The organism is Gordonia sp. (in: high G+C Gram-positive bacteria) (genome assembly GCF_049299075.1).
In the GTDB taxonomy this organism is placed as follows: domain Bacteria; phylum Actinomycetota; class Actinomycetes; order Mycobacteriales; family Mycobacteriaceae; genus Gordonia.
Genome location: NZ_JBAQWU010000365.1, coordinates 1 through 1,944, shown reverse-complemented (window position 1 = coordinate 1,944; position 1,944 = coordinate 1). Strand labels below are relative to the sequence as shown.

Genomic DNA, 1,944 nt, shown 5'->3' with positions numbered 1-1,944 from the left:
GCTATGCCCAGGATCGACGCGGAGCGTTGGAGGACCTGCACTAATTCGCCGGGCTCGTAGAATTCCATGTGCGCGGTGAAGCCGAAGCGATCGCGCAGCGGGCCGGTCAGCGCACCGGATCGGGTCGTCGCGCCAACCAAGGTGAACGGGGCGACATCGAGCGGAATGGACGTGGCACCGGGCCCCTTGCCGACCACGACGTCGACGCGGAAGTCTTCCATCGCCAGGTACAGCATCTCTTCGGCTGGCCGGGCGATCCGGTGGATCTCGTCGATAAAGAGCACATCGCCCTCCACCAGGTTCGACAACATCGCGGCCAGATCGCCGGCCCGCTCCAGCGCGGGACCGGACGTGAGGCGGAGCGCCGCACCCATCTCCGCCGCGATGATCATCGCCAGGGAGGTCTTACCCAGACCGGGCGGACCGGACAGCAGAATGTGGTCCGGGGTGCGGCCGCGGTTGCGTGCGGCGTGCAGTACCAGTTCCAGTTGCTCACGCACCTTGGCCTGGCCGATGAAGTCAGCGAGCGTCTTGGGCCGCAGACTCGCATCCAGTTCGCTGTCGCCGGGGATGAACGACGGGGCGAGCAGTTCCTCGCCCTCGAACTCGGTCATCGCCGCGGACCGAGCCCGGCCAGGGACGCCCGCAGCACCGTCGGCGAATCGGCGTCGGGCTGATCGGCGAGCGCTGTGGCCACCGCCTGCCCGGCAGCATTCTCGGTGAAACCGAGACCGATGAGTGCCTCGGTCACCTGGGCGGCAATACCCGAGGCGGAACCGGGAACCACGGCACCAACCGCACCGGCGGGCGCCGCAACCTTATCGCGCAACTCCACCACCAGGCGCTCCGCGACTCGTTTACCAATCCCGGGCACCGAGGTGAGCGATTTGACGTCGGAGTCGGCCAACGCGCTCCGCAGCCGGTCTGGTTCGAGTACGGCCAGGGTCGCCATCGCGAGCCGGGGCCCGACACCGGTGACGGTCTGCAGGACACCGAAGAGTTCGCGAGCATCGGGATCGGTGAAGCCGTACAACGTCATCGAGTCCTCGCGCACCACCATGGCGGTGCGCAGTCGCACATGGTCGCCGCACCGCAGCGTCGCCAACGTGGGTGGGGTCGCCAGCACCCGGTAGCCCACGCCTGCGCATTCGACCACGGCGTGGTCGAGGGCGATGTCGATCACTTCACCCGATACCGAGGAGATCACTGCTGTACCGCTTTCTGCCGGGCGTGTTCGGCCTGGGCCGCCGCCAATCGTCGTCGATGGGCGTCCTGCGCGACCCGGGCCTGCTCGGCGGCTGCCGCCATCCGGTCATTGACCGGACCGCGCCAACAGTGGCAGATAGCCAGCGCCAGGGCATCGGCCGCATCGGCGGGCTTCGGGGCCTGCTGCATCCCCAAAATACGGGTCACCATCATCGTGACCTGCGCTTTGTCGGCGCGACCGGAGCCGGTGACCGCCGCCTTCACCTCACTGGGTGTGTGGAAGCGGACCGGCACGTTCCGCTGGGCGGCAGCCAGGGCCACCACTCCGGCGGCCTGGGCCGTACCCATGGCCGTGCTCACCTGACGTTGCGCGAAGACCCGCTCCACCGCCACCACATCGGGACTATGGGTCTCCATCCAGTGCTGCGCGGCCGTGTAGAGCGCGAGCAACCGCTCGGCGAGCTCCATGGTGGACGGCGTGCGGACGACGTCCACGTCGAGGGCGGTGACCGTGCGACCAGCACCGGATTCCACCAGTGCGATACCGCACCGAGTCAGACCGGGATCCACGCCCATCACACGCATCGGTGCACCTCCCGCAACAGCTAAACGAACAACTGTTCGAGATTCTAGCCGACGGGGCCGACCCGGCCGCGGTGACACACCGAGACACCGGCGCGCCCGACGCCCCGGTCAGTCCGCGTCGAGTCAGTCCTCGTCGAGTTCGGCGAGGACCTC

Annotated in this window: 3 protein-coding genes; all 3 read right to left on the bottom strand. The window is 68.3% G+C overall.

Annotated features, from left to right (window positions below):
• Positions 1-614 (bottom strand): Holliday junction branch migration DNA helicase RuvB (gene ruvB / locus WAW85_RS11475; RefSeq protein WP_422559739.1); only part of this gene is annotated, 614 nt, incomplete at its 3' end.
• Positions 611-1,207, bottom strand: coding sequence for a Holliday junction branch migration protein RuvA (ruvA, locus tag WAW85_RS11470; protein ID WP_422559738.1), 597 nt, complete (start codon positions 1,205-1,207; stop codon positions 611-613). The genes ruvB and ruvA, both read right to left, overlap by 4 nt.
• Positions 1,204-1,791: a crossover junction endodeoxyribonuclease RuvC gene (ruvC, locus tag WAW85_RS11465; RefSeq protein WP_422559737.1), complete on the bottom strand. Its 588-nt coding sequence runs from the start codon at positions 1,789-1,791 to the stop codon at positions 1,204-1,206. The genes ruvA and ruvC overlap by 4 nt, the downstream gene beginning before the upstream one ends.
• Positions 1,792-1,944 lie beyond the last annotated feature (153 nt).